Genomic DNA, 2,522 nt, shown 5'->3' on the forward strand with positions numbered 1-2,522 from the left:
CCATAGCGTTTTGGACCCACCTGATTTCCATGCCGAACTCAGAAGTGAAACGAAATAGCGCCGATGGTAGTGTGGGGTTTCCCCATGTGAGAGTAGGACATCGCCAGGCTTTAGTTTTATTTTCACTTTTTCGAAAAGTGAAGACAAAAGCGGACGCTTGCTTATTAAAGCGAGTGATACCACTGCGGAGTGGTAGTTCAGTTGGTTAGAATACCGGCCTGTCACGCCGGGGGTCGCGGGTTCGAGTCCCGTCCACTCCGCCACTTATATTAAGCCCTAGTCGAAAGACTGGGGCTTTTTCGTTTGGTCGTGTCCCCTAGAAATGCATTTACACATTGAAGGCGAGACAATACGACTTTCTTTACCCTTTTGGCACATGAGTTTCTCAGGAAGATGAGCCTGCTGCCTGCACTTCCAATTACTCCGAGTTTGTATCCTGTCCTCGTTGAAAGATTGGTCATTTGAACAATGAGTCTTTATAACACTCGCCCTCAACCGTAATAGAATGAATAGTCTTCCTCACTGCGTGTTTTGTTAGCGTCTCTCTTAAACAATAATTTTCTACATCTTATTTCTCAAACATTCATTGCTTCCATGTTTAGAGCGGGACCGTCGTTGCGTGGATTACGCAATTTCGCGAAATATAGTGAGGAAGAGAGCTAAGTCTTCCGAAAATTAATGCCTTTTAGAAAACTTTGTTTTCTTTGCTGAACTTGCTAGTAGCGATTAACCTAAGAGGAGTTCTTGAGGAGTATGTTTGATGATGCAACAAATAAAAAATGAAACGCTGAAATCTGTATTTAAGCAATGGTCTTCCGAAGAGGGAATTGTGGTCATCAACCCTGCAACTGAGCAAGAGTTAATTCGGTTAAAGCCTAGTACTCTTGATGAGTTAGATGATCTCATTGGTCAGTGCAAAACGGAGCAAGTCCGTTGGGCTAAATTAAGTGCCCAAGAGCGCTCTCGTCGTTTGAGGGGGTGGTATCAACTACTTCTTGATAATGCAGAAGACATAGCCACGATTATTACCTTAGAGCAGGGTAAACCTTTAGCTGAGAGCAAAGGGGAAGTGATGTATGGTGCCTCTTTTGTCGAGTGGTTCTCAGAAGAAGCAAAACGTGCTTATGGCGAAGTTATTCCTGCCCCCACGACAGATAGACGTCTATCTGCAATTCGCCAGCCTGTGGGAGTATGCGCTGCAATTACACCTTGGAACTTCCCTATTGCGATGATTACAAGAAAAGCAGCACCAGCCCTAGCGGCAGGTTGTGGCATGTTGATCAAGCCATCAGAGCTTACCCCTCTCACTGCAATTGCTGTTGTTGAATTAGCTTATCAGGCTGGTATCCCTAAAGAACTGCTTTCTGTCTTGGTGTCGGAGCAGGCTGCTGAGTTTGGTCAAGTACTAAGTACTGATCCTAGGATTCAGAAGATCTCTTTTACGGGGTCTACGCGAGTCGGGAAAATTTTGATGAAGCAAGCCAGTGATTCAGTCAAGGCGGTGTCGATGGAGTTGGGTGGTAATGCGCCTTTCATCGTGTTTGAAGATGCAGACTTAGATGCGGCTGCGGAAGGGCTTGTCGCGTCGAAGTTCCGTAATGCAGGGCAAACATGTGTTTGTACCAATCGGTTATATGTTCATAAAAATGTAAAACAAGCTTTTATTGATAAAGTATTGTCGAAGTTAAGCAAATTAAAGCTTGGCAATGGTTTAGAGAAAGATGTCACATTAGGTCCTGTTATTACGATGGCCTCTAAGCATCGACTAGAGGCGGTGATCGATCAAGCTGTACAAGAAGGAGCCTCTATTGCTAACTCTCCACAGAGACGGCATGGTCGCTTTATGGAGCCCGTTCTTTTGGATAGTGTGACGCAGAATATGTCGATTGTTCAGCAAGAGCTATTCGGGCCTGTGTTGCCTATTGTTACCTTTGAAAATGATGATCAAGTTCTCGAAATGGCGAACGATACAGAATATGGTTTGGCTTGCTATTTCTATACGAATAGCTTGAAGCGTATTGTGACTTTTAGTGAAGGTTTAGAGTACGGCATGGTTGGAGTGAATGAAGGGATCATCTCTACTGAAGTGGCTCCATTTGGTGGAGTTAAAGAGTCGGGTGTTGGACGGGAAGGTGCTAAGCAAGGACTCGATGAATATCTGGAGACAAAGTATATTTGTCTTGGTGGTTTAAGCTGATTTCAGAGATGGCCGATTGAACTAAAAAGCTAGGTTTTTACCTGGCTTTTTTTTAGTTGAAAGGCATACCATTTGCCACGCGCGTTTGTGGTTAATATTTTCTGGTTATTTAGTGAGTCGATAGTTAGCTTGCGGTAAGCGGTTTTTAATAATCAAAGCGCTTATGTTATTTCGTTATGGGGTAGGAGAGAGCTTAGCTTTAAACTAATACAAAAAAGCCGCATCAAGTGATGCGGCTTCTTCTAATATGGCTCCTCCTGCTGGGCTCGAACCAGCGACCTGCGGATTAACAGTCCGTCGCTCTACCAACTGAGCTAAGGAGGAA

General features: G+C 44.3%; 1 protein-coding gene, 2 tRNA genes and 1 rRNA gene. 3 read left to right on the forward strand and 1 reads right to left on the reverse strand.

Going from position 1 to position 2,522, the window contains the following annotated elements:
* From rrf to R8N49_RS24345, 3 genes are all read left to right on the forward strand, one after another.
* A 5S ribosomal RNA gene (rrf, locus tag R8N49_RS24335) occupies window positions 1-109 on the forward strand; the annotation flags it as partial.
* 77 nt (window positions 110-186) lie between these two features.
* Window positions 187-263, forward strand: a tRNA-Asp gene (locus R8N49_RS24340).
* Window positions 264-760: 497 nt separating this feature from the next.
* On the forward strand, window positions 761-2,197 hold the full coding sequence (locus R8N49_RS24345) for an NAD-dependent succinate-semialdehyde dehydrogenase (protein ID WP_080960149.1): 1,437 nt from the start codon (window positions 761-763) through the stop codon (window positions 2,195-2,197).
* 248 nt (window positions 2,198-2,445) lie between these two features.
* Here R8N49_RS24345 and R8N49_RS24350 read toward each other — a convergent pair.
* Window positions 2,446-2,521, reverse strand: a tRNA-Asn gene (locus tag R8N49_RS24350).
* Window position 2,522 lies beyond the last annotated feature (1 nt).

The organism is Vibrio sp. 1978, from assembly GCF_033344345.1.